This is a genomic window from Shinella sp. G-2, assembly GCF_050172695.1.
GTDB lineage: Bacteria > Pseudomonadota > Alphaproteobacteria > Rhizobiales > Rhizobiaceae > Shinella.
On the sequence record NZ_JBBEYH010000002.1, the window covers coordinates 488,455 to 509,911 of the forward strand.

Annotated in this window: 16 protein-coding genes, 1 tRNA gene and 2 riboswitches; of the genes, 6 read left to right on the forward strand and 11 right to left on the reverse strand. The window is 63.4% G+C overall.

Going from position 1 to position 21,457, the window contains the following annotated elements:
* Positions 1-11: 11 nt before the first annotated feature.
* Positions 12-491: an SsrA-binding protein SmpB gene (gene smpB / locus V8U06_RS06345; protein ID WP_226919834.1), complete on the reverse strand. Its 480-nt coding sequence runs from the start codon at positions 489-491 to the stop codon at positions 12-14.
* A 1-nt stretch (position 492) separates the two neighbouring features.
* Positions 493-1,377: a 4-hydroxy-tetrahydrodipicolinate synthase gene (gene dapA / locus V8U06_RS06350; protein ID WP_427139940.1), complete on the reverse strand. Its 885-nt coding sequence runs from the start codon at positions 1,375-1,377 to the stop codon at positions 493-495.
* Positions 1,378-1,702: 325 nt separating this feature from the next.
* On the opposite strand from dapA, the gene V8U06_RS06355 reads away from it, so the two are divergent.
* The gene (locus V8U06_RS06355) at positions 1,703-3,772 is read left to right on the forward strand and encodes a transglycosylase SLT domain-containing protein (RefSeq protein WP_427139941.1); all 2,070 of its coding nucleotides are present in this window, start codon (positions 1,703-1,705) and stop codon (positions 3,770-3,772) included.
* 160 nt (positions 3,773-3,932) lie between these two features.
* Positions 3,933-4,808, forward strand: a complete 876-nt coding sequence (locus V8U06_RS06360) for an alpha/beta fold hydrolase (RefSeq protein ID WP_427139942.1) — start codon at positions 3,933-3,935, stop codon at positions 4,806-4,808.
* A gap of 175 nt (positions 4,809-4,983) precedes the next feature.
* Here V8U06_RS06360 and V8U06_RS06365 read toward each other — a convergent pair whose 3' ends face one another.
* Positions 4,984-5,988 carry a porin gene (locus tag V8U06_RS06365; protein WP_427139943.1) on the reverse strand — a complete coding sequence of 335 codons (1,005 nt, stop codon included), beginning with the start codon at positions 5,986-5,988 and terminating at the stop codon, positions 4,984-4,986.
* A 617-nt stretch (positions 5,989-6,605) separates the two neighbouring features.
* Here V8U06_RS06365 and V8U06_RS06370 point away from each other — a divergent pair.
* From V8U06_RS06370 to V8U06_RS06380, 3 genes are all read left to right on the forward strand, one after another.
* On the forward strand, positions 6,606-7,607 hold the full coding sequence (locus V8U06_RS06370) for a porin (RefSeq protein ID WP_427139944.1): 1,002 nt from the start codon (positions 6,606-6,608) through the stop codon (positions 7,605-7,607).
* Positions 7,608-7,754: 147 nt separating this feature from the next.
* Positions 7,755-8,657 carry a tyrosine-type recombinase/integrase gene (locus V8U06_RS06375; protein ID WP_427139945.1) on the forward strand — a complete coding sequence of 301 codons (903 nt, stop codon included), beginning with the start codon at positions 7,755-7,757 and terminating at the stop codon, positions 8,655-8,657.
* 147 nt (positions 8,658-8,804) lie between these two features.
* The gene (locus V8U06_RS06380; RefSeq protein ID WP_427139946.1) at positions 8,805-9,065 is read left to right on the forward strand and encodes a hypothetical protein; all 261 of its coding nucleotides are present in this window, start codon (positions 8,805-8,807) and stop codon (positions 9,063-9,065) included.
* 83 nt (positions 9,066-9,148) lie between these two features.
* Here the strand turns inward: V8U06_RS06380 and V8U06_RS06385 are convergent, their stop codons facing one another.
* A complete protein-coding gene (locus V8U06_RS06385; RefSeq protein WP_427139947.1) occupies positions 9,149-9,445 on the reverse strand; it encodes a hypothetical protein in 297 nt (98 codons plus the stop codon).
* 343 nt (positions 9,446-9,788) lie between these two features.
* Here V8U06_RS06385 and V8U06_RS06390 point away from each other — a divergent pair.
* Positions 9,789-9,878 (forward strand) — tRNA-Ser (locus tag V8U06_RS06390).
* A 284-nt stretch (positions 9,879-10,162) separates the two neighbouring features.
* On the opposite strand, the gene nrdF is transcribed toward V8U06_RS06390, so the two are convergent.
* The 7 genes from nrdF to V8U06_RS06425 form a co-directional block, all read right to left on the reverse strand.
* On the reverse strand, positions 10,163-11,152 hold the full coding sequence (nrdF, locus tag V8U06_RS06395) for a class 1b ribonucleoside-diphosphate reductase subunit beta (RefSeq protein ID WP_427139948.1): 990 nt from the start codon (positions 11,150-11,152) through the stop codon (positions 10,163-10,165).
* A gap of 16 nt (positions 11,153-11,168) precedes the next feature.
* On the reverse strand, positions 11,169-13,322 hold the full coding sequence (gene nrdE, locus V8U06_RS06400) for a class 1b ribonucleoside-diphosphate reductase subunit alpha (protein WP_427139949.1): 2,154 nt from the start codon (positions 13,320-13,322) through the stop codon (positions 11,169-11,171).
* On the reverse strand, positions 13,304-13,702 hold the full coding sequence (gene nrdI, locus V8U06_RS06405; protein ID WP_427139950.1) for a class Ib ribonucleoside-diphosphate reductase assembly flavoprotein NrdI: 399 nt from the start codon (positions 13,700-13,702) through the stop codon (positions 13,304-13,306). Before nrdI ends, nrdE begins: the two co-directional genes overlap by 19 nt.
* A gap of 36 nt (positions 13,703-13,738) precedes the next feature.
* On the reverse strand, positions 13,739-13,960 hold the full coding sequence (nrdH, locus tag V8U06_RS06410) for a glutaredoxin-like protein NrdH (protein WP_427139951.1): 222 nt from the start codon (positions 13,958-13,960) through the stop codon (positions 13,739-13,741).
* Positions 13,961-14,231: 271 nt separating this feature from the next.
* Positions 14,232-14,445, reverse strand: a riboswitch (cobalamin riboswitch).
* A gap of 26 nt (positions 14,446-14,471) precedes the next feature.
* Positions 14,472-15,293: an acyl-CoA thioesterase gene (locus V8U06_RS06415; RefSeq protein ID WP_427139952.1), complete on the reverse strand. Its 822-nt coding sequence runs from the start codon at positions 15,291-15,293 to the stop codon at positions 14,472-14,474.
* Positions 15,290-17,635: a 5-methyltetrahydropteroyltriglutamate--homocysteine S-methyltransferase gene (gene metE, locus V8U06_RS06420; RefSeq protein ID WP_427139953.1), complete on the reverse strand. Its 2,346-nt coding sequence runs from the start codon at positions 17,633-17,635 to the stop codon at positions 15,290-15,292. The genes V8U06_RS06415 and metE overlap by 4 nt, the downstream gene beginning before the upstream one ends.
* 98 nt (positions 17,636-17,733) lie before the next feature.
* Positions 17,734-17,943, reverse strand: a riboswitch (cobalamin riboswitch).
* Between the two features lie 221 nt (positions 17,944-18,164).
* Positions 18,165-21,425: a caspase family protein gene (locus tag V8U06_RS06425; protein ID WP_427139954.1), complete on the reverse strand. Its 3,261-nt coding sequence runs from the start codon at positions 21,423-21,425 to the stop codon at positions 18,165-18,167.
* Positions 21,426-21,457: the final 32 nt, after the last annotated feature.

Sequence of the window (21,457 nt, forward strand, 5' to 3'; positions counted from 1 at the left end):
CCCTCCTCCGCTCAGCCGCGCTCGCGCAGCAGGCGGCCCTTCTGGCGGTTCCAGTCGCGCTCTTTTTCGCTCTCGCGCTTGTCGTGCAGCTTCTTGCCCTTGGCGAGCGCCAGCTCGAGCTTGGCCCGGCCGACATCGTTGAAATAGACCTTCAGCGGCACGAGCGTCATGCCCTCGCGGTTGATCGCAACGCGCAGGCGATGGATCTCGCGCTTGGACAGGAGAAGTTTGCGGCGGCGGCGGGTCTCGTGGTTGAAGCGGTTCGCCTGCAGATATTCCGGCAGGTAGGAATTGATCAGCCAGAGCTCGCCGTCCTCGTCGGAGGCGTAGGATTCCGCGATGTTCGCCTTGCCCTCGCGCAGGGATTTGACCTCCGTGCCGGTCAGCACCAGACCGGCCTCGTAGGTATCCACGATCTCGTAGTTGTAGCGGGCCTTGCGGTTCTCCGCCACGATCTTCTTGACCGTCGTGGGGCGTGCTTTCGTGGCCATGTCAGTTCAGCAGACCGGCGTGGCGAAGCGCCGCGTCGATGGCTGCCTCCGTGGCCGGCTCCAGCGAGGAGAGCAGCGGCGAACGAACGGTGCGGTCCATGCCGCGGATGCGGCTCAGCGCATATTTCGCGCCGCACACGCCCGGCTCCATGAAGATCGCCTTGTGCAACGGCATCAGCTTGTCCTGATAGCCGAGCGCCCTGGCATAATCGCCGGCAAGGGTCGCGTCCTGGAATTCGGCGCACAGGCGCGGGGCGACATTGGCCGTGACCGAAATGCAGCCGACGCCGCCATGGGCGTTGAAGCCGAGCGCGGTCGCGTCCTCGCCGGAAAGCTGGACGAAATCCTTGCCGCAGGTCATGCGCTGTTCGGAAACGCGCTCGATCTTGCCCGTCGCATCCTTGACGCCCATGATCGAGGGATGCGCCTTGTGCAGCGCGCCCATCGTCTCCGGCGTCATGTCCACGACCGAGCGGCCGGGAATGTTGTAGATGACGATCGGCAGCTTCACGGCCCCGGCGATTGCCGAATAATGCGCGAAGAGGCCCTTCTGGGTCGGGCGATTGTAATAGGGCGTCACGACGAGGATCGCATCCGCGCCCGCCTTTTCGGCGTGCTGGGCAAGGTCGATCGCTTCCTTCGTGTTGTTGGAGCCGGCGCCGGCGATGACAGGCACGCGGCCGGCCGCCACCTTGATGCAGAGTTCCACCACCCGTTTGTGCTCGTCATGCGACAGCGTCGGCGATTCGCCTGTCGTGCCGACCGGTACGAGACCGTGGCTGCCTTCGCCGATCAGCCATTCCACATGCGCGGCAAAGGCTTCTTCGTCGACGGCGCCAGCGGTCGTGAACGGGGTGACGAGAGCGGGAATGGATCCCTTGAACATCGAGAACTCCTGAGGCCAGAGCCGCCCGGGGGCTTACATGCTTTGGCCGTATTCCGTGGTTAAAAACTGCCGCACAATAATCATGTGACTGTCATGCGGCAAGCGGCGCGGCAGGCGTTTTTCATGCATGATCAAGGCGGAAATGCGCGGAGCGGACGAATATTCGCTTCTCGTGATCCGTCGCTTGGAATGCGGCGGCGCTCACGGCTTAGTGAGCGCTCCGGTTAAGGTTTCGTTAAGGCAACAAAGGGTTAATTCTTGTCAAGCAACAGGCGGAAAGTGACGGTCAGACACGCCGCCTGCCATCAGGCATCCGGGATGTAGCATGATCTCGACAAACAGTTTCGCCCTCTGCGCCCTGCTGCTTGCCGGTGTCGCCGGCCTTGCCCTTCACTCTTCGCCCGTCGAGGCGGACAATGCCGCCGTGCCCGCGGTCAAGCCGCTCGGCTTTGCCGCCGACATGCCCTCGCGCGACGTCATCACCAATGCCATTCCGCGCGCCGACGCCCTCCCGCAAACGAGCGCGGAGCTGCGCGAAGGGCTCGACGCGCTCTCCAACCGCGACGGGGCGGCCGCCATCGCGGCCCGCAACCGCCTGCCCGCCGACAGCCTCGACCGCCATATCCTGACCTGGGCGATTGCCGTTTCCGGCCAGCGCGGCGTGCCGTCCTGGGAAATCGCCGCCGCCCAGAACGAACTCAAGGGCTGGCCGGGCCTCAAGGCGCTGCGCGGCCATTCGGAACGGGCTCTGGCGCGGGAAAACCCGCCGGTCGCCGACGTGCTCGCCGCCTTCGGCACGACGCGCCCCGAAACGGCGGAAGGCGCCATCGTGCTGAGCCGGGCCCTCATCGCCAGCGGGGAGACGGCGCGCGCCGCCGAAACGCTGCGCTTCTTCTGGCAGAAGGAGACGCTGTCGAAGGATATCGAGAGCCAGGTTCTCGCGGAATTCGGCACGCTGCTCACCGTCGCCGATCACAAGGCGCGCATGGAAATGCTGCTCTACCGCGACCGCGCCGACCAGGCGCAGCGCTTCGGCGATCTCGGCAAGGCGCAGTCGCTCTATCGCGCCTGGGCCGCCGTGATCCGCAAGAGCAAGACGGCCGGCGATCTCATCAAGGCGGTGGATGCAAGCTGGCAGAAGGATCCGGCCTATACCTATCTGCGCATCCGCAATCTGCGGAACAAGGAAGAGTATCGCGCCGCCGGCAAGCTCTTTGCCGGCATGCCGGAGGATGCCGCGCGCCTCGTCAATCCCGGCGCCTGGTGGAACGAGCAGCGCATCGTCAGCCGCGGCCTTGCCGATCTCGGCGACTACCGCGACGCCTACCGGGTCGCCGCCCGCCATGGCGCGGACGACGCGGCGGACATCGTCGAGGCCGAATTCCATGCCGGCTGGTATGCGCTGCGGGACCTTGGCGAGGCCAAAACGGCGGCGAAACATTTCCAGCGCATCCTGCAGGCCTCCGACCGCCCGCTCTCCGTCTCCCGCGCCTGGTACTGGCTCGGCCGCGCGGCGGAAAAAGGCGGCCCCGGCGAGGCGAAGGACTATTTCGCCAAGGCGGCGAATTTCCCCGGCACCTTCTATGGCCAGCTTGCCGCGGCGCGGCTTGGCCGCAAGACGCTGAACGTCGCCTATCCGACGCCGACGGCGCAGGAGCGTACAAGCTTCCACCAGCGCGAGGCGGTACAGGCCATCGCCCGCCTGCAGGCCGCCGGCCATGGCTGGCGGGCAGACAGTCTCTATCGCGCACTCGCCAGCGAACTGATGAGCCCCGGCGAACTCGCCCTCCTGTCGGCGGACGCGGAAAAGGGCGGCAATCACCAGCTTTCGCTGCAGATCGGCAAGATCGCCTTCGGCCGGGGCATCGATGTGGCGGCCCTCGCCTTCCCCATCGGCGTGATCCCCGACGGCGCCAACATTTCCGGTTCCGGCAAGGCGCTCGCCTATGCCATCGCCCGGCAGGAAAGCGCCTTCAACCCGGCCGCCGTGTCGCCCGCCAATGCGCAGGGGCTGCTCCAGCTCATGCCCGGCACGGCGCAGGGCGTGGCCAAACGCTACGGCCTTGCCTATTCCAAGGAGCGACTGACGACGGATGCCGCCTATAATGCGACGCTCGGCGCGCATTATCTCGGCGAGCAGATCGACGAATTCGGCGGCTCCTATGTGCTGACCTTCATCGCCTACAATGCCGGCCCGCGCCGCGTGCCGCAGTGGATCGCCCGTTATGGCGACCCGCGCGGCAAGCCGATCGACGAGGTGGTCGACTGGATCGAGCGCATTCCCTTCTCCGAGACCCGCGGCTATGTGCAGCGCGTGATGGAGAACTATCAGGTCTACAAGACGCGCCTCGGCCAGAAGGCCGATATCGTGCACGACCTCAGCGCGGGGCGGTAGTCAGGCACCGCCTCGCCGTTCGGCCCGTCGCCAAAGCCGGCGACGACTTTCCCAGGCCCGTGCGCCTCTTCGAGGTTTTTCGACCGCCGCCAGCGCAAAACCGCTGCACAGTTTCGCGCGGCATGCTTTAGTCTGCTGCAAATCACAGGCAGGCTTCCTCATGACGACATTCACCAGCCGTTTCTTTCCCACCCCCGACGGATTGCGCCTGCATGCGCGGGATTACGATCCCGGCCCGGGCGGCGAAACGCGCCTCCCCGTCGTCTGCCTGCCGGGCCTCAGCGGTAACGCACGCGACTTCCACGCCTTTGCCGAAGCCGTTTCCGGCGATCCCGCCATGCCGCGCCGCGTCGTCGCGCTGGATTATCGCGGCCGCGGGCTTTCGGCCCATGACGAGAACCCGGCGAATTACAACGTCGCCATCGAGTGCCGCGATGTCATTGCCGCCTGCGCGGCGCTCGGGATCGCGCGCGCGATCTTTGTCGGCACGTCGCGCGGCGGGCTGATCCTGCATATCCTGATCGCGATGCAGCCGGATCTCATCGCCGCCGCCGTGCTCAACGATATCGGCCCCGAGATCGAGGCGGCGGGTCTCCGGGACATCAGGGACTATCTCGCAAAACGCGCGGAGCCGGCGACCTTCGAAGATGCCGCCGACGGGCTGGAGCGCCTGCACGGCCCGACCTTCCCCGCGCTGACGCGCGGCGACTGGCTGGATATGGCCGAGGCCATCTATGTGAGGAAGGATGGAAGGATCGTTGCCGACCACGATCCGAAACTCGCCGACCAGCTACAGGCCGTCGACTTCGACAAACCGCTGCCGACGCTCTGGCCGCAATTCGACCTTCTGAAGGAAAAGCCGCTGCTGGTCGTGCGCGGCGCGCATTCCCGGCTGTTCTCGGCTGAGACGCTGGCACGCATGGCCGCCGGTGGCCCGATGGTCGAAACCGTGACGGCCGAGGGCCAGGGCCACGCGCCCCTCCTGCATCTTCAGGATCTCTTGCCGCGGATAAAGGCGTTCCTGGACCGCTTCTGAGACGGCCCTTTCGGATTGGTCCTTTTGGGGTCACCCTTTTTGGGCGATCCTTTTCTGGGTGATCTGCGGCAATCCTCGCCCCTCTTCGGGCGGACGGCGCATTTTTCAAATCCCCAAAACGAAAAACCCGCAGTCTCGTGAGAGACTGCGGGTCGATCTTTAGCTCAACTTCAGATTAGAAGTTGCGCTGCAGGCGGAGGAAGCCGCTCGTGGAGTCGTCCGTCAGGTCGTTGTCGGTGTAGTTGACGGTTGCCTTGGCAGCCAGACCTTCGGTGATTGCGTAGTCGAGCGTCAGGCCAACGCGCCACTGGTCGACGCCCTGAACGAAGGCGACATCGCTCCAGTACTGAGCGCCGGGGGTGATCGTCAGCTTTTCCGTGGCCTTGAAGGCGTAGGAAGCAGCAACCGTCCACTCAGCTTCGTTGTAGTAGGCGTTCTGGTCGGAAGCCCATACACCAGCAACCTGGAAGGTGCCCGGACCAACGTCAGCCGAAAGCAGAGCGCGGATGGAGCCTTCTTCGCGCTCGGTGTCGTACGAGCCGAGCAGGTCGATGGAAACGCCGCCGAGAGCAGCCGTTACGAGGCCGGTGACGCCAACGCCGTTCGGCTTGGTGGTCGTCGGACGGTACTCGAGTTCGTCGATGGAGACGTAAGCCGAGAAGGCGCCGCCTTCATAGGTGTACGATACCGAGTTGAAGATCGAACCGCCCTTGATGTCGTCGGTTTCGCCGTTCAGGCCCTTGTCCCACGGACCGTAGTAGCTACCGGCCTTGAAGCCGCCGAGCTGCAGGTAGGCTTCGTCGACGTATACGCCAGCGTACGGGCCGTCGAGGTCGGCTTCGAGGCCGATGAAGGCCGTCAGCGTGCCGTATTCCGTGTCAGACTTGGCGTCGAACGAAAGGTAAGCCATCGTGCCGGCGTCCCAATCGGACGAGTGCGGGCCGCTTACGCCTTCGAAGTCAGCGCCTTCGCCGACGTTAACCTGGAAGCGAACGAAACCACCGATCTTGAGGCAGGTTTCGGTGCCCGGGATGTAGAAGTAGCCGGTGCCGAATGCGTCGCAAACGCGAACGTATTCCATCGGCTCGGGCTCGGCAGCAACGATAGCGTCGGCGGCCTGTGCGCCGGAAACTGCTGCGAGAGCGGCAGCGGAGCCGATGAGAAGGCTCTTGATGTTCATTTCTGACCTCCAGTCAAAAAGTTTCAAACGGGTCTGGGTTTTTTGCTGAAGGACAGCGTTCCCTGCCCCATCCCCAAGTTCAGGAAGCGGACGATCAACCGCCCCTGCTTCCGACGCTGAAAATACAAGACGCGCTTCCGTAAGCAATCTCCAAACTGAAAGGAGGTGGGGTTTGGGCCAGCCTTCGCCCCGCGCTGTTGCGCAAAGGACACAAAATGGCAGGGCGGATCGCTAAAAGTTTAAAGATTCTTAACAAAATACCTTATGAAGCGGGCACTTAGCGGCTCCTAGCCACCCCGTCCCGCTGCCACATTCCCGGCGAGAAGGGGGCAAACCCGGCCCCTCACGGTGGCAGAACGGGGCTTTTTCGCGCAAGGGTTCATCCTGGAAGCTGCCGAAGACGGGTTGGAAAGCGAGAATCGCCGCGCTCAAAACCGTTCGATTCGGCGTCCGAGTCGCGCCGCGCGCCTCCCCGGGATGGAATCAGCCTCCCCGCATCCCGCTCGCGAGCCCCTCATTCCCCCCTTCTCTCTATATAGAGGGATATAGAGGGCCTTCCACAGGTTGACCTTCACCTGGAAAACGCACGCCCGGTGCTTTTTGACTGGAGGTCAGAAATGAACATCAAGAGCCTTCTCATCGGCTCCGCTGCCGCTCTCGCAGCAGTTTCCGGCGCACAGGCCGCCGACGCTATCGTTGCTGCCGAGCCCGAGCCGATGGAATACGTTCGCGTTTGCGACGCATTCGGCACCGGCTACTTCTACATCCCGGGCACCGAAACCTGCCTCAAGATCGGTGGCTATGCTCGCTTTGAAGTGAAGATCGGCGACGACGCCGAAATCCACGACATCGTCGACAACAACCACTCCTCGTGGGATGCCGGCTCGCAGGCCTACCTGACGTTCGACGCCAAGTCTGACACGGAATACGGCACGCTGACGGGTTACATCGCCATCGAAGGCGACCTCGACAACAGCAGCGTCCAGGCTTTCTACGTTGACGAAGCCTACATCCAGCTCGGCGGCTTCAAGGCCGGTCAGTACTACGGCCCGTGGGACAAGGGCCTGAACGGCGAAACCGACGACATCAAGGGCGGCGCGCTCTTCAACTCGATCTCGTACACCTATGAAGCTGGTTCGTTCTCGGCTCACGTAGCGCTCGACGAAATCGAGAACAAGACGACCCATCCGAACGGCGTCGGCGTCACCGGCCTCGTAACGGCTGCTCTCGGCGGCGTTTCCATCGACCTGCTCGGCTCGTACGACACCGAAGTCGAAGAAGGCTCCATCCGCGCTCTGCTTTCGGCTGAAGTCGGCCCGGGCACCTTCCAGCTCGCTGGCGTATGGGCTTCCGACAACAACGCCTACTACAATGAAGCCGAATGGGCTGTCGCTGCTTCCTACGCCTTCAAGGCCACGGACAAGCTGACGATCACCCCCGGCGCCCAGTACTGGAGCGATGTCGCCTTCGCTGCCGGTGTTGACCAGTGGCGCGTTGGCCTGACGGTCGACTACGCCATCACCGAAGGCCTGGCTGCCAAGGCAACCGTCAACTACACCGACAACGACCTGACGGACGGCTCCACCACGGGCTTCCTGCGTCTGCAGCGTAACTTCTAAGCCACACAGGCTTTTCGAATATAGCGGGGACCCGGCCATCGTGCCGGGTTTTCGTGTTCATGCTGTTTTGAGGGGCTGGAACAGCAGCAGTTTTTAACCATTTAATGCAACCGAGGCGCGACTAACGAGGCGCGGCAGGGGTTCAGCATGTGGAAGCACACCCATATAAGTAGTTTTTATCAACTTGATTATCAGCTTTCAACAATAAGCGAAAAGACAACCCAGAGTACCAGTCTCCGTTCCCTCCTCGAGCGTTATGTCGACGTGCTCTGGGAACCGGGTTCGCACAAATACAACGTGTCCTCCTTCATCGGCGAACTCGACGAGATCCTGTTCGGCGCTCCGTTCTCGCATTTTACGGATGCCATGCTGGACACGCTGGTCGCCGCGCTACGCCAGCGCGACAACAGCAATGCGACGATCAACCGGAAGATGGCCGCGCTCAGCAAGCTGCTGCGCAAGGCCCACAAGATGGGCGACGTGCAGAGCCTGCCGGAGTTCAAGCGGCTGAAGGAGAAGGCAGGACGGATCCGCTTCCTCGAACCGGACGAGGAGACACGGCTCTTCGCCGCCATCTTCGAGAAGTCGGAGCTCTATGGCCGCTTCTGCATCTTCCTGATCGACACAGGCGCGCGCCTTGGCGAAGGCACCGGCCTGCGCTGGCAGGATATCCATGGCGAGCGCGTCACCTTCTGGCTGACGAAGAGCGGCAAGAGCCGTTCCGTCCCTCTCACCGAGCGGGCGGTGGCGGCCATCCAGGCCTGCGACAGGACACGGCGCGGGCCGTTCAGCGGCATCGTCCAGGCGAAATTCCGCGCGGCCTGGAACGAGGCCAAGGACGAGGTCGGCCTTGGTTCGGAACCGGACGTGGTGCCCCATATCCTGCGCCACACCTGCGCCTCCCGGCTCGTCCAGGGCGGCATCGACATCCGCCGCGTCCAGACCTGGCTCGGCCACCAGACGCTGCAGATGACCATGCGCTACGCCCACCTCGCCTCCGGCGATCTCGACATCTGCGTGCCCGTGCTGGAGCGCGCGGCGCCGAACTAGGCTCCGCTCTGCGTCCTGGTTTGCGGCGTCGTATAGACGTGCAATGCAGGCCTGCTTGCGTTGGAGTTGCCTCGAACCGAGGTGCAGCCTATTTCATTCGGATGTCGAAATACGGCTGCCATGTTTTGCGTGTCTGAGCGGATTGCGGTGAACAAGCAGATCCATCGATTTCAAATACCCGCCGATCTATGGCGAACGGTGATATTTGCCTTGAGAGATCAGGGATGGACTCTCGACATGGGCGGTGGCCTCGATCATTCGTGGGCCGTGCTCGAACGGAATGGCCTGCGCATCGAAATGGAATACGATATCTGGTCGGAGGGCGAGATTGTCATGGACGCGGCCGACGTGGCGAAAATAACGGCCCTTCTCCCAGCGGACCTCATAAGGCAGTTGGGGCTGTCTTGATCAATCGGTGCGGTCGAGGCGTATGAGCCAGAGCGGTCCTTGGCTCTTTCTGGCGTCTCGGTTCAGAGGAATGCGAAGACGTGTCAGCCCCGCTGCGCCACCACGGCCGCAGCCACGATCAACAGGACAAACAGCCCGGCTGCCGCTGCCGTTATGCCCAGGATAGCGAACCAGGTCCGCGCATTGCCGAGGCTTGGCCGGTCGCCGTCGGCGGTCTTCACCCCGAGATATGTCAGAACGCCGAAGACAACCGGCGTGCCGCCTCCGACGGTCATCGCCATCCTGCTCTCCGGAGCCGTGTTTTGCCAGATCGACGAGAAAAGATAGATGCCTGCGACGCTTCCCAGAATCAGGGAGCCGAGAACGAGGAGGATGCGCATGGCGTGCCTTCGAAGATGAGACCAACGTTTCCATATCGTGCAGGATCATTGCGAACCAGCCCTTCACATGCCCAGGCGCAATATCTCTTTTAAGGCCACCGAGATCGACGGTCGCTTGGCGCGATATCAACAGCGTGTTTGTGTCGCCCTGCCCTGCCGTGAGAATCGGCTGGGCCGCCCTGCCCGGCGCGCCGCGACGCGCGCCGCCGCGCCTGCCGGCTTCGCGATATTCACAGGCGGATCGGCAAAATGGCGCTGAAAATGCGGGAAGGCATTTCATTTCATGGTCGCTGTCAAAAAAGCCTTGCAATCTCAAGCTCTGCCGCATAGTGAAACCGCGAGCGGAGAGGTGGCCGAGTGGTCGAAGGCGCTCCCCTGCTAAGGGAGTATACCGGAAACGGTATCGAGGGTTCGAATCCCTTCTTCTCCGCCAGTTCCCCTTATTGATCCCATCGAGTTTTCGAAGTCGCGGTTCGGGTTTGCGCCCGAAGGCTTGCGACTCTTCCTGCCTCTTCACCGCAACGGATATCGCTTCCGACGGCAAACGCCGGCAACTTCGCTTCTCGTGAAGGGACAGCGCCGGCGCTGAAACGCTCCCCGCAAAGGCGGATGCGCGGACAGGTGTCGCTCCATGGTTGGATTCGCGATGTTTTCCCCCATTGCCCGCCTGCCCAGGCCGCCCTCGAAGGACGGCAGGAGCAAGCGGGCCTGGCCTTCCTAGAAGGCCCAGTCCTCGTCCTCGGTGGCAACCGCCTTGCCGATGACATAGGACGACCCCGATCCGGAGAAGAAGTCATGATTCTCGTCCGCATTCGGCGACAGTGCCGAAAGAATGGCCGGATTGACCTTGCACGCCTCAGGCGGGAAGAGCGCCTCGTAGCCGAGATTCATCAGCGCCTTGTTGGCATTGTAGTGCAGGAACTTCTTGACGTCCTCGGTCAGGCCGACGCCGTCGTAGAGCGCCTCGGTGTATCTGGCCTCATTGTCGTAGAGTTCGAGCAGGAGATCGAAGGCGAAATCCTTGATCTCCTGCTGCTTTTCCGCGCTCAGGCGCTCCACCGCGCGCTGGAACTTGTAGCCGATGTAATAACCGTGCACGGCCTCGTCGCGGATGATCAGGCGGATCATGTCGGCGGTGTTGGTCAGCTTGGCGCGGCTGGACCAGTACATGGGCAGGTAGAAGCCCGAGTAGAACAGGAAGCTTTCGAGGAAGACGGAGGCCACCTTCTTCCGGAGCGGATCGCCGGAGGCATATTGCTCCATGATCAGATGCGACTTCCTCTGCAGGAACTCGTTTTCCTCCGACCAGCGATAGGCGTCGTCCACGTCCGGCGTCAGGCAGAGGGTCGAAAAGATCGAGGAATAGGAGCGTGCATGCACCGCCTCCATGAAGGAGATGTTGGAGAGCACCGCTTCCTCATGCGGCGTGATGGAATCCTCCATCAGCCTGACCGAACCGACGCCGTTCTGGATCGTGTCGAGCAGCGTCAGGCCCGTGAAGATGCGGATGGTCAGCTTCTGCTCCTCCGGCTTCAGCGTCGCCCAGGACGGGATGTCGTTGGAGAGCGGCACCTTCTCCGGCAGCCAGAAATTTCCGGTGAGCCGATTCCAGACCTCGAGGTCCTTGTCGTCCTCGAGGCGGTTCCAGTTGATGGCGCGGATGGCGGCAGCGGCCTTCGGGGCCTTGGCCTTGACCTGAATGTTCATCGTCGTTTTCCCCGGATCACAGCGCGCAGGACACGCAGCCCTGCACTTGCGTGCCGGACAGCGCCATCTGGCGAAGGCGGATGTAGTAGATGGTCTTGATGCCCTTCTTCCAGGCGTAGATCTGCGCCCGGTTGATATCGCGGGTGGTTGCCGTATCGCGGAAGAACAGTGTCAGCGACAGGCCCTGGTCGACATGCTGCGTGGCCGCCGCATAGGTGTCGATGATCTTCTCCGGGCCGATCTCGTAGGCATCCTGATAGTAGTCGAGATTGTCGTTGGTCATGAAGGCGGCCGGGTAGTAGACGCGGCCGATCTTGCCTTCTTTCCGGATTTCGATCTTCGAGACGATCGGGTGGATCGAGGACGTCGAGTGATTGATGTAGGAGATCGAGCCGGTTGGCGGCACGGCCTGCAGGTTCTGATTATAGAGGCCATCCTGCATGACGGCCTGCTTCAGGTCCCGCCAGTCCTCCCGTGTCGGGATCGGGATGCCGGCGGTCTCGAACAGGTCCGCCACGCGCGCCGTCGCCGGCAACCATTCGGCCTCGGTGTATTTGTCGAAATAGTCGCCGGACGCATATTTCGAGTTCTCGAAGCCCTTGAAGCTCTGGCCGCGCTCGACGGCGATGCGGTTCGAGGCGCGGATGGCGTGATAGGTCACGGTGTAGAAATAGATATTGGTGAAATCGACGCCTTCGTCGGAGCCGTAGAAGATGCGCTCGCGGGCGAGATAGCCATGCAGGTTCATCTGGCCGAGGCCGATGGCGTGGCTTTCGTCATTGCCCTTGGCGACGGAGGGAACCGACGCAATGTGGCTCATGTCGGAAACCGCCGTCAGCGCCCGGATCGCCGTCTCGATCGTCTTGCCGAAATCGGCCGAATCCATCGCGGCGGCAATGTTCAGCGAGCCGAGATTGCAGGAAATATCCTTGCCGAGATGCTTGTAGGAGAGGTCGTCGTTGAAGGTGCTGGCCTCGCTGACCTGCAGGATCTCCGAGCAAAGATTGCTCATGGTGACGCGGCCGGCGATCGGGTTGGCGCGGTTCACCGTGTCTTCGAACATGATGTAGGGATAGCCGCTCTCGAACTGGATTTCCGCAATCACCTGGAAGAATTCGCGCGCCTTGATCTTCTTCTTGGCGATGCGGCTGTCGGCGACCATCTCCCGATACCGCTCCGTCACCGACACTTCGGTAAACGGCACGCCATAGACGCGTTCGATGTCATAGGGCGAGAACAGATACATATCCTCGTTGTGCCGGGCCAGCTCGAAGGTGATGTCCGGAATGACGATGCCGAGCGAAAGCGTCTTGATCCTGATCTTCTCGTCGGCGTTTTCGCGTTTGGTGTCGAGAAAGCGCATGACATCAGGGTGATGGGCGTTCAGATAGACCGCCCCCGCTCCCTGACGCGCGCCGAGCTGGTTGGCGTAGGAGAACGAATCCTCCAGCAGTTTCATCACGGGAATGATGCCCGAGGACTGGTTTTCGATGTGCTTGATCGGCGCGCCGGCCTCGCGAATGTTGGTCAGCGACAGAGCCACGCCGCCGCCGCGCTTGGAGAGCTGCAGCGCCGAATTGATCGAGCGGCCGATGCTCTCCATGTTGTCCTCCACGCGCAGCAGGAAGCAGGACACGAGTTCGCCGCGCTGCTTCTTGCCGGCATTGAGGAAGGTGGGCGTCGCCGGCTGGAAACGGCCGGTGATGATCTCGTCGACAAGGTCGCGGGCAAGGTTCTCGTCGCCGCGCGCCAGCGCCAGCGCCACCATGCAGACGCGGTCCTCGTAGCGCTCCAGGTAGCGTTTTCCGTCGAACGTCTTCAGCGTGTAGCTGGTGTAGTACTTGAAGGCCCCGAGAAACGTCGGAAAGCGGAATTTTCGCGCGTAGGCCGCGTCGAACAGGTCGCGCACGAAGTTGAAGGCATATTGGTCCAGCACCGCCTGCTCGTAATAACCCTCGTCCACGAGGTAATCGAGCTTCTCGCGCAGGTTATGGAAGAACACCGTGTTCTGGTTGACGTGTTGGAGAAAGTACTGCCGGGCTGCCATCCGGTCCTTGTCGAGCTGGATGTTTCCCTGCTCGTCGTAGAGGTTCAGCATGGCGTTCAATGCGTGATAATCCAGCGCGGGTTCTCCTGCCTTTGCCGGGCGTTCTAGCGTGAGCGTGTCCAAAATCGTTCCAATCCGTGCCTGACGTTGATGACGTCCTCGTCGGTGCCAAGCAGTTCGAACCGATAGAGGTAGGGAACCTGGCACTTGGCGGAGATGACGTCGCCGGCGATCCCGAAGGTCGCGCCGAAATTGCTGTTGCCCGCGGCGATCACGCCGCGGATGAGAGAGCGGTTGCCCGCATCGTTGAGAAAGCGGATCACCTGCCTGGGCACGGCCCCCTTGCCGCCATCGCCGCAATAGGTGGGTACGACCAGCACATAGGGGCGTTCGATCCGCAGTTCCCCGGCCGCAACGGGGATGCGTATGGCCGGTCTTTCGAGCCGGCCGACGAAACGATGCGTGTTCTCGGAGCGGCTGGAGAAATAGACGAGATCGCCCATCCCAGCGCACTCACGCCCCGCGCTCATGCTCCGCCCTCACGCGAGGGCGCTGATCATGTCCGGGCGAAAGCCCGCCCAGTGCCGCTCGCCGGCAATGACGACCGGAACCTGGCGATAGCCGAGCCCCTGCACCAGGGCGAAGGCGTCGGCATCCTCGGATACGTCGACGAGCTGATAGTCGATGCCCTGGCGGTCGAGCGCGCGCGTCGTTGCGGTGCACTGGACGCAGGCGGGCTTGCTGTAGACGGTAATGGTCATGGATATCCTCGTGAAATGGATTGGCATGCGGAAGGGTTCGGCCAACCGGTGGCGGCCGTTGCCGGGGCGGAATGTGAGCGCAGTCAGTCTGGGCGTAGTCAGTCTGAGCGCAGTCAGGCCGGGCCTTGAGACCCCGACCCGTTACGCACGCAGACGCAGACGAAAAAGCTGAACATGGACTTCACCCCGAAGTTGCTAAGGCGGGAGCTTCGGGAAGCGGCGCGCGGACGTCATGCCACGGCACATCGCTTTCCTGCCGGACACCCCGCCGGTGGACGTTTCGTTCGAGGCAGGTCTCCTGGCTCACGGGTCATCGTGCTCGTTCGGCCTTCCCGGATGTTCATCCAGTGACCAAATCGAACGGCACTCTCCGTTCACAGTTGCGGGGGCAGCTCCGGCTTGGCGATCATCATGTCCGCCGACCGAATTCCCATCTTAGCCTTCGATGCTCTCGAATCGAAAGAACCTCGAACACTAGATATGGTAGACGAACGCCAAAATCAGTCAACCTCTATGGCTTCGATCCGGCATTATCGTCGGGGATAAGTTTCACGGGCCGATGGTCGCGATCCACGGCGACCATCACGAACACGCCTTTCGCGCTCCTGTTGCGGGCGCCGGTGAGCAGGTCCTCGGACCACAGTTCGACGTCGATGCGCATCGAGGTCCTGCCGATCCCGCACACCCGCGCGATGACCTCGACGATGGAGCCCAGGGCAATCGGGAGGCGAAAGTCGATCCGCTCGGAGGCGGCCAGGACGCATGGCGTCTTCGACAGGCGGGCGGCGGCCACGAATGCAGCCTTCGTCATGAAGGCCAGCGCATCGCCGCCAAACATTTTGCCGGAACCGTTCGTCTGGTCTGCAAAGACGATGTCCACCATCCGGACTTCATCTGCCGGAGGAGGCGCGTGAGAGGCCGGAAGGCGTTCGAGGCGCCAGTCGGGCCCTCTTCGTTCGCACCCCACCGCCACCATGTGGAAGACCCCGCGCGTGCAACACGTCCGGGCGGTCCCGTCGATCGTCTGGGCGATCATCTCGACTTCGACGGTCAGCGACCGCTTTCCGGCCAGGACTGGCGTCGCGACAAACGCGACGATCTCGCCGACATGCGCCGGCTTCCTGAATTCCACGCGTTCACAGGACGCCGTAACGAATGGCACCCGGCCATGGCGTGTCGCCGCGATGAAGGCGACCCTGTCCATGAAGGCAAGTCCCGCCCCGCCGAAAAGCGTGCCGTGGTGATTGGTGTCGCCGGGAAAGACGATATCGACGAGGGACGTGGGAGCCGGCCCTTCGGCCGGCTCCCCTTGCGATGCGCGCTCGCGCTTCATGCCTGCACCGGGCGCGGCTTGCCGCTCGGCACCTCCTGCCGCAGCTTCCGCGCCGCCTCGACCATATGGATCAGCGCCGGCTTCACGTCCTCCCACGTGCGGGTCTTCAGGCCGCAATCGGGGTTCACCCAGAGCTGGTCGTCCAGCAGGCGTTCGCGGGCAAGATCGAGCAGGGTCTTCATTTCGTCGACGCCGGGAACGCGCGGCGAGTGGATGTCATAGACACCGGGCCCGATCTCGTTCGGGTAGCGCTGCACGGCGAAAGCCTGCAAAAGCTCCATCTTCGACCGGGATGTCTCGATCGAGATGACATCCGCGTCCATCGCCGCGATCGCGGGCATGATGTCGTTGAACTCCGAATAGCACATATGCGTGTGAATCTGGGTTTCGTCCGCAACGCCGGTCGAGCACAGGCGGAAGGCTTCGACCGCCCAGTCCAGGTAGTGCTGCCAGTCCCTCCGGCGAAGCGGCAGCCCTTCCCGTAGCGCCGCCTCGTCGATCTGGATGATGGCGGCGCCCGCGCGCTCCAGGTCGAGCACTTCGTCGCGGATCGCCAGCGCGATCTGGCGGCACACCGTCTCGCGCGGCAGGTCGTCGCGCACGAAGGACCAGTTCAGGATCGTGACGGGGCCGGTGAGCATGCCCTTCATCGGCCTTTGCGTCAGCGACTGCGCATAGTCCCACCAGCCGATCGTCATCGGGTTCGGGCGTGCGACGTCGCCGTAGATGATGGGCGGCCGGACGTAGCGCGAGCCGTAGCTCTGCACCCAGGCATGCCGGGTGAAGGCGAAGCCTGAAAGCTGCTCGCCGAAATACTGCACCATGTCGTTGCGCTCGAACTCGCCATGCACGAGAACGTCGAGCCCGATCTCCTCCTGCCAGCGCACGACCGCCACGGTCTCGCGCTCCAGGAACGCCTTGTAGTCGATATAGCTCAACTCGCCCCTGTCATGCATGGACCGCGCCTTGCGGACCTCGGCGGTCTGCGGGAAGGAGCCGATCGTGGTCGTCGGAAACAACGGCAGGTCGAAGCGCCGGCGCTGCGCATCCTGCCTGTGCCGGAAGGTCGAAGCCCGCGCCGGCACCTTGCCTTCGAATTCGGCAAGGCGGCCCGCAACGATCGGATCGTGGACCCGGACCGACGTCAGCCGAGCCTGCGCCGCCACGGCGTTCGCCTCCAGTGCGGGAAGACCGGCCCCTTCATCGTCCTCCAGCGCTGCGGAAAGCAGCGCGAGTTCATCGAGTTTCTGGACGGCGAACGACAGCCAGGACTTGAGCTCGTCGTCGAGCGCGGTCTCCAGCGCCACGTCGACCGGCACGTGAAGAAGCGAGCAGGACGGTGCGATCTGGAGGGTGTCGCGCGCCCTGCCCGCGACGGCCGCGGCGATCGTCTCCTTCACCTTCGCAAGATTGCTCCGCCAGATATTGCGACCGTCGATCAGCCCCAGCGAGAGCGTCTGGCCGGGCGCGACCCTGGCAATCACGTCGCCCGCCTGTTCCGGCGCGCGCACGAGATCGACGTGAAGCCCGGCAACCGGCAATGCAAGGGCCGTGTCGAGATTGTCGCCGAGGGCGCCGAAATAGCTTGCCAGCATGATCCTGAGATCGGGGATGAGGGTAGCGAACGCGGCATAGGTACGGACGAGCGCCTGCCGCTCCTCGCCGGTCAGGTCCAGAACCAGGCAGGGCTCGTCGATTTGAACCCATTGCGCGCCCGCATTCGACAGCTCGGCGAGGATCCTCGCATAGACCGGCAGCAGCCGTTCCAGCAGTCGCAGCGAGCTCGAGCCGTCGCGCGATTTGCCGAGCTTCAGGAACGTCACGGGGCCGAGCAGAACCGGACGCGTCTCCACCCCGAGCGCCCGCGCCTCCAGAAAGGCTTCCAGAGGCGTGTTCTTGGTCAATTCGAAGCTCTGCTCCTTCTCGAACTCGGGCACGAGATAGTGATAGTTCGTATCGAACCATTTGGTCATTTCGAGCGCCGGCACGCCGTCGCCCTGATGGGCATGGCCGCAGGCGGCATGGCCACCGTTCGATCCACGCGCCATGGCGAAATAGACGTCGAGATCGACCGCGCCTGCGCGCCAGCCATAGACCGGCGGGATGGCCCCCACCATGACGGCCGTGTCGAGCACATGATCGTAGAGGGAGAAGTCATTCGACGGGATGACGCCGATCCCCCTGGCCTTCTGTTCCAGCCAGGCGCCGGCACGAAGCCTGGCAGCGGTTTCAAGCAGTACGCCGCGGTCGGACTTGCCCGACCAGTAGGATTCAAGCGCGAATTTCAGTTCGCGGTGTCTTCCTATCCTTGGGAAGCCGAGATTTGCAGTCTTGATGGTCATTTCCTTACCCCGAAGGTTGTGGGCAAGGCATTGGCTGACGCATCGGCGCGCGGATGCGGGATTCCGGGCGCAAAGCGGCACACCGGACACCCCGCCCGTGGACGTTATCTATCGCGGCAGGTCTCCTGGCTTGCGGGTCATCACCGCTGTCCGTCTTCCCGAGGCGTCTTCCTCAGTGACATGTTGGACAGGGCTCTCCGCCTACAGTTGCGGGGGCAGCTCCGGCATGGGCGCACAGGGCGCCATCACCGTATTCCCTCTTAGCTCCGGATCGTAAAATCCGCAGAACCACGATGGCGGCACCATGACCCGCGAAGAGGCCGCCGTCAATAGACATAAAGGAATCTTTATATCCCTTGAGAAAGCGACGTTCCCCCGCCAGACCGGGACCGGCATCTTGCGAATGCCGCCCGGGCCCTGAGCCTCCCCGCACCGCGCTTCTTCCCCTCCTCGCAGAACCGCCCAAACGAAAGCCGCTGGAAACGGGTGTTTCCAGCGGCTTTGTTTTTCGAGGCGCCCTGCGTCCGGATCAGGTCCGGGCGGCGAGGCGGTCGATGGCGTTCTGGGTCGCGGTGCCGAAGTCGCCGTCGACGGGGCCGTCATAGTAGCCGCGCGACTTCAGGATCTGCTGGAACTCCTTGCGGAACTGCGGCGTGAAGTTCGCCGGCGAGCCCTTGAGTTCCTGCAGCTTGCCCTGGTCGCCGCCTTCGATGCTGGCAGCGGCCCAGCGGGCGGCTTCCTTGGCGTTGGCGCGCGTGCCGAGGCCCTGGTCGTAGAGGCGCGAGAGATTGCCCATGGCGTAGGTGTTGCCGCCATTGGCCGCCTTCTCGTACCAGTTCAGCGCTTCGACATAGTCCTGCTTCACGCCGTTGCCGACGTCGTAGAGCCAGCCGAGCGAGGCCATCGAGTAATAGTCGTTCTGCGCCGCGGCCTTTTCGTACCAGGTGCGGGCTTCAACGAAGTCGACGGGAACGCCGAGGCCGGACTGGTAGGCGTAGCCGACCGACGACATGGCGTTGATGTCGCCGCCTTCCGCGCCCTTCTTGTACCAGTCGAGCGAGGCGGCGTAGTCCTGCGGCGTGCCGAGGCCTTCGCGGGTGAACCAGCCCATGGTGGCCTGTGCATTGGCATAGCCCTGTTCGGCCGCCTTGCGGTACCACTTGATGGCCTCGTCATAGTCCTTGCGCGTGCCGTTATAGCCTTCGCGGTAGAGCCAGCCGAGGGACGCCTGGGCATAGGGGTTTCCGGCATTCGAGGCCTGCTCGAACATGCGAGTGCCCTTGGCCATGTCGACCGCGCCGTCGGTACCGTAGATCGAGTACCAGGCAAGGTTGGTCAGGGCGTAGAGGTTCCCCTCGTCCGCGGCCTTCTGGTAGTGCTCGCGCGCCTGCTTGTAGTTGCGCGCGGCGTCATGGGCACGGCCCAGCATGTTGCGGATCGAGTTGTCCGACGGGCTCGCATTGAGCGCCGCTTCGCAGGCCGGGATGGCGCGGCCATAGTCGATCTGCGCGAAGAGCTTGCCGAGGAAGCCCGGACGCAGGTTCGGTTCGCCGGCAAGTTCGTAGCACTGGTCGGTGTCCGAACCGCTGAGCGCCGTCGTCGACTGGTCGCTCGAGGTGGTGGTCGTCGTGCCGTTGGAGTTCGTCAGCGACGCGCTGTCGTTGCGCCCGCCTGCGAGCTTGTCGATGGCAGCCAGCGTTGCCGGGCCGAATTCACCGTCCGACGAGCCGCTGTAATAGCCGCGCTCGCGCAGCAGGTTCTGCATTTCCTGACGGAAGGCGACGGTGAAGTTGCCGGGGGTCTCCTTCAGCTCCTTCAGCTTGTTGGCATCGCCGCTTTCGATGCTGGCGGCCGCCCAGCGGACGGCTTCCTTCGCGTCGGCCGGCGTGCCGAGGCCCTGGTCGTAGAGGCGCGAGAGGTTGCCCATGGCATAGGCGCTGCCGGCATTGGCAGCCTTTTCATACCAGTAGCGGGCTTCCACATAGTCCTGCTTCACGCCGTTGCCGACGTCGTAGAGCCAGGCAAGCGAGGCCATCGAGTAGGAATCGCCGATATTGGCGGCCTTCTCGTACCAGACCTTGGCTTCGGCATAGTCCTGCGCCGTGCCGAGACCGTTCTGGTAGGCCCAGCCGAGCGAGGACATGGCGTTGGCATCGCCCGCATCGGCGGCCTTGCGATACCAGGTCAGCGACTGGACATAGTCCTGCGAGACGCCGAGGCCTTCGCGGTAGAACCAGCCCATGGTCGCCATGGCATTGGCATAGCCCTGGTTGGCCGACTGCTGGTACCACTTCACCGCTTCGGCATAGTCCTGGCGCGTGCCGCCATAGCCTTCGCGGTAGAGCCAGCCGAGCGAGGCCTGGGCATAGGAATTGCCGGCGATCGAGGCCTTCTCGAACATCGAGAGACCCTTGGCGACGTCCACCGGACCGTCCGTGCCGTAGACCGAGAACCAGGCAAGGTTGGTGAGCGCGTACATGTTGCCGAGCTCGATGGCCTTTTCGTAGTTCCGGCGCGCCTCGACATAGTTGCGGTCGGCGTCATGCGCGCGGCCGAGCAGGTTGACGAGCATGCCGTCGGACGGGTTCTCGTTGACGGCCTGCGCGCAGGCGGTCAGCGCCCGCTTGGCGTCGATCTTCAGGAAGTTCACGCCCATGAAGCCGGGCAGCGACTGCGGTTCGCCGGCCAGAAGGAAGCAGTCGCGCGAGGCGGCGGTTTCCTTGGAGGCGACGTCGACGCTGAGGCCCTTCTTCGGCTCCAGCGCGGCGATCAGCTGTTCGGCCGCGCTGCGATGCTGGCTGTCCGGGTAACGCTCGATGAAGCGCTGCAGGGCGGCCGCGTCGGTCGATTCCTTCAGGGCTTCCCAGGCGATGCCCGCCGCATCCTGGCCTTCATTTTGGGTGGCTTCCTTGAGGCTGGCGAGCTTCTTTTCCGCCAGCATCTTGTAGACCGGGTCCTTGCCATGCTTGGCGATGAAGGCGGCGATCAGCTCCTCGTCGGCGAGGTCGCGGATATTCTGCCAGTCGGCCGCCGCTTCGGACTGGCCGTTCGGCGAGACTTCCTGCGTGTTGCCGCTGTTGGTGACGTTGATGTTGACTTCCTTGATGTTCAGGAAGATCTGCGCGCCACCGAGCGAGCCGTAGACGAAGGGTTCCTGCTCGCGATTGGTGGCTTCCACCACCTCGTCGCGCACCTTGCCGAGCGCGATGCGCACGTCGAGGCCGGGTTCCACGAGATATTTGGAGAGCGCGGTCGCGAAGGGGCTGTTCTTGCCCTCCCCGTCCAGCGCCACGGTGCCGGCCTTCGAGGCGAAGGCGATCAGCGTGTCGGCCGATTCGGGCTCGACGCGGGCAAGGCCGCGCGTGACGGCACGAGTGCCGATCGAGCGTGTCATCGCCTGGGCGAACGGGTTGTTGCGGCAGGCGTCGAGAATGAAGAGCTTCAGCTTCTTGGCGCCTTCCAGCGAACGCTGGACGCGATCGATGGCGACGCTCTCGTCCTCGACGTCGCGGTCGCTTCGAAGCGCCGCGTCGACGGGGATCAGGTAGTTGACCCCGTTCATCTCCATGGCGTGGCCGGAATAATAGACCACCGCCATTTCCGCATCCACCGATTCGTCCTCGAACTCGCGCAACGCCTTCACCATGGCGGCGCGGTCGAGATCGAAGACGGTCTTGACCGAGTCGAAACCCGCCCCCTCGAACGAGGCGCGCATCAGCTCCACGTCGTTCGCGGGGTTATTCAGCTGGGCCGTCTCTTCGTATTTCTGATTGCCTATCAGCAGCGCCACGCGTTTGGCCTCAGCGGCACCCGCGTTGAACG